Annotated in this window: 2 protein-coding genes; both read left to right on the top strand. The window is 51.5% G+C overall.

Features of this window, described 5'->3' with window-relative positions; all coding sequences use genetic code 11:
- The first annotated feature begins 209 nt into the window (after window positions 1–209).
- Entirely contained in the window at window positions 210–2,114 is a 1,905-nt protein-coding gene (locus QZ517_RS19840; RefSeq protein WP_294230732.1) for an ATP-binding protein, read from the top strand.
- Window positions 2,105–3,184 (top strand): extracellular solute-binding protein, encoded by a 1,080-nt coding sequence (locus QZ517_RS19835; RefSeq protein ID WP_294230729.1) that lies wholly within the window; start codon window positions 2,105–2,107, stop codon window positions 3,182–3,184. The genes QZ517_RS19840 and QZ517_RS19835 overlap by 10 nt, the downstream gene beginning before the upstream one ends.
- Window positions 3,185–3,498: the final 314 nt, after the last annotated feature.

Below are 3,498 nucleotides of genomic sequence, written 5' to 3'. Positions count from 1 at the left end.
GCGCAGTACCGAACTTTGCAAAGTTGAACGAACGGCCCATAGCTGCCGCTAGTGCAGCACAGATCCAACGACGGCTGTCAGCCAGAAACAGACATCGTTATTTTGCTCATAATGGATTGTTTTGACGGCCACTCAGATTGAATAGGAAACTATTAGGTTTTCGACGTTAGGGTCGCCGAACAACAGCTCTCTAAGAGACCCACGAGCCAATGAAGAACATTCGCGGTTATTTGCGCCTTCGCAGTAGCCTTGCCCTGATTATTCTGGTCGCGGCAGGGATTTCCGCTTTCTTCGTGTCGTCGGAAGGACACAAAGGCGTCATGGAAAGCTCAGTTAATGCGCAGGTCCTGGGGCAGTTGTTGGTTTCCACTTCTGAACTTTCATTGGCATTTTCTGATTTGAGTGATCCTGAACGCGCTCAGAGCGCGAATGTTGCGGAAGGCAATCTAAGACGAAATTCCAGAGTTGGAGCTGCCGCGCTCGGCGAAATTGAGGATCGGCTTGCGCGCGGTTTGTTTGACGGAGAAAGCAAACGCGTTCTCACTCAACCTTCGTTGAATCCCATCACCGAGTTTCATGAAATCCTGGAGATTGCGGAAATTGCTGGTGACACGGAAACCCCGGTCAGAAGCAAAGTGCGGGCTGGTGAGCTAGGAGAAGAGTTGGGCGCGCGAACGTTGCCCGTATTCATGGAACTCTACCAGCTTGAAGTTGCGTCGGCAGAAAAGGCTGGCGCGAAGCAAGAGCTTTACACGCGTTTGGCATTGGCGCTTGGGGCTCTTGGCGTTTTCATCGCGATCGCCTTTGTCCAGCGACCGATGGAGCGGTTTGTTCTGCGGTCCCACTCGGAGCTGGAAGCCAGTCGAAAAGAAGCCGAAACCGCTCGCAAAGAAGCCGTGACGGCGCGGCGCGCGGCAGAGGACGACCGCGCGAAAGCCGAGGCCGCATCACAAGCCAAATCGGCCTTCTTGGCAACGATGAGCCACGAAATTCGTACACCGCTTAATGGTGTTATGGGCGTGAGTGAATTGCTTTGTGAAAGCGAAGCAGATCCAGAGCGCAGGCATATGCTCGACTTGGTCGTAAAAAGCGGAAACTCTTTGCTTCAGATCATCAACGACGTATTGGATTTGGCGAAGATTGAAGCTGGAAAAATTGAACTTACTCAAGAGACGTTTGATGCCCGGCAAATGTGTGAAGAAGTCTTAGAGCTCTTCTCTGCACAGGCACATCGAAAGAGTATCAAGCTTAGCCTTGATGCGCCGAAAGACGCGTATCCCTGGCTGTGCGCCGGTTACGCCAAACCAATCCGCCAAATTCTGCTCAACCTGGTGAATAACGCGCTGAAATTCACAGACAATGGGGCGGTAACTGTTTTCTTGAAGCGCCAACACCCACAACCACCTGGGAACCAAGGACGACTGTCTATCTCCGTTGAAGATACTGGGATTGGTATTTCAGAAGATGCGCAGTCGAAGATCTTTGAGCAATTTACCCAAGCAGACGGCTCCACGACAACAAAATACGGTGGCACTGGTTTGGGGCTTTCTATTGCCCAAAAGCTTTGCGAACAAATCGGCGGAAAACTCTCGGTGGTGTCTCAATTGGGGCATGGGTCGACCTTCACCGTCGAATGCCCTGTGACTTTTAAAGTAGGAGCCATGAAGCAGCAGACTGAAAAGCTGATTGAAAGCGATTGGGCCGGTCATGTTCTGATTGCAGATGACAACAAGGTAAATCTTCTGGTCGCCAGCAAAATGGTCGCGGGCCTGGGCTTGACTGTGGAAACAGCCTTTGACGGTGTCGATGCTCTGAACAAATTCAAGGCAGGGAACTTCGACCTCGTTTTGATGGATGTCCGCATGCCCAATTTAGACGGGTTGGACGCAACGCGTGCCATTCGCGCCTATCAGACGGCCAAGGGGACGCCAATGACACCAGTAGTAGGGCTGTCTGCCAACGCCATGAACGAGCACCGAGAGGAAGGGCTGTCGGCAGGCATGTCGGGTTACCTTTCCAAACCACTTAAAAAGGCCGCCCTTATCGCCGAACTTGAGCGAATTGACTGTTTCAAGAAAGCAAACCAAACCAAAGGATCATCTCAATGCGCATGACCTCCAAGCTTTGTTCCCTGTCGTGTTGCTTTGGAGTCGGAGCGGTGCCCGTATTGGCGCATGACAACAAAGTGTTGGTGTACAACTGGTCCGATTATGTCGCCGAAGATGTATTGGAAACTTGGGAAGAAGCCACCGGTTTTGGCATCGAAATTGACAGCTACGCAAATGCCAATGAGGCGGAGGCACGTCTCATCGCGCGCGGCACCGGTTATGACATTGTTGTCGTTACCAGCGAGTCGGTTGGTCGCATTATTGCAAGTGGTGGCGTTCAAAAACTTGTTCCGGACACCTTTCCGGACATTGTGAAGCCTTTGCCATTCCTGGAAGAGCTGTTGTTTTCCAATGTGCCAGAGGCGCTGAATTATGTGGTTCCCTACATGTGGGGAACAACCGGAGTCGCCTACAACATTGAAGAGGTCGCAGCGCGCATTCCTGATGCACCAACCGACAGTTGGTCTTTGATTTTCGATCCGGAGAATGCAAAACGCATGGCTGATTGCGGTATCACTATTGTGGACTCCAATGAGGAGGTCATAGCCGCGGCCCTAGCTTATTTGGGAAAGAACCCACGGTCAAAGAATTCTGAAGACTTGGACGCCGCTTTTGAAGTTTTGAGTGCGATTGAACCCTACATCTCAGACTTCAACACCGAGCAATATGACGATCTGATGAACGCAGAAATCTGTCTCTCATTGACCTGGAGCTCTGAAGGATTCGGGCCAATGTTCGAAGGAGAGGGAGACTACAAATATATGATCCCCAAGGAGGGGACCAATGTTTGGGCGGATGTGATTGTGGTTCCGACTGATGCTAAGCATTTGGGTTTGGCCAATAAGACGATTAATCACCTGGTAAATAAACAGAACCTGGCCTTGGGGATCGAGTATCTGTTTGGTGTGATCAGCTCAGAAGAGCTTGTGGATGTCGTGGACAGTTCCTTTTTTGAATATCCCGCCTTGTCGCTGCCGGAGGGCATCCGCGAGACATTGTATTTGGCGCCTCAATACTCGGGAGCGGAGAAAGAAACGCTTGATAAGAGATGGCGCCAGCTGCAGCTCGGGATGTAGCCAAGCGGCAACGCAAGGAAGTACATCTGCGTCTTCTTTCCCCGGGTAACACACCCGCAAAATGGCGTTCATCAGTTGGATAGAGTGGTTTGAGAGCCAACCAAACTAGGTCGACGGCGGTAACGGAGTTCACGTTCCTGCCCATTTTTTTCTGCAGCAAGCACCGCTGCAAAGACGCCGCGCAGGACCTTTCTAGTCTTTTACAGCCACTATCGATTGAAGGGCAACTGTCCGCATAATCGACATTGGCGATTAACGCAGCGAATGACGGCTTACCGCCCAATGTTCTAATCAGGTATGTCCGCTTTGGGCTG

It is taken from the genome of uncultured Shimia sp., from assembly GCF_913054185.1.
In the GTDB taxonomy this organism is placed as follows: Bacteria; Pseudomonadota; Alphaproteobacteria; order Rhodobacterales; family Rhodobacteraceae; genus Shimia.
This window is presented reverse-complemented; position numbering and strand designations above follow the sequence as displayed.

Excerpts from the sequence above, each read along its gene's own strand:
- QZ517_RS19840 (WP_294230732.1), top strand. The coding sequence starts at position 210 with ATGAAGAACATTCGCGGTTATTTGCGCCTTCGCAGTAGCCTTGCCCTG.
- QZ517_RS19835 (WP_294230729.1), top strand. The coding sequence starts at position 2,105 with ATGCGCATGACCTCCAAGCTTTGTTCCCTGTCGTGTTGCTTTGGAGTC.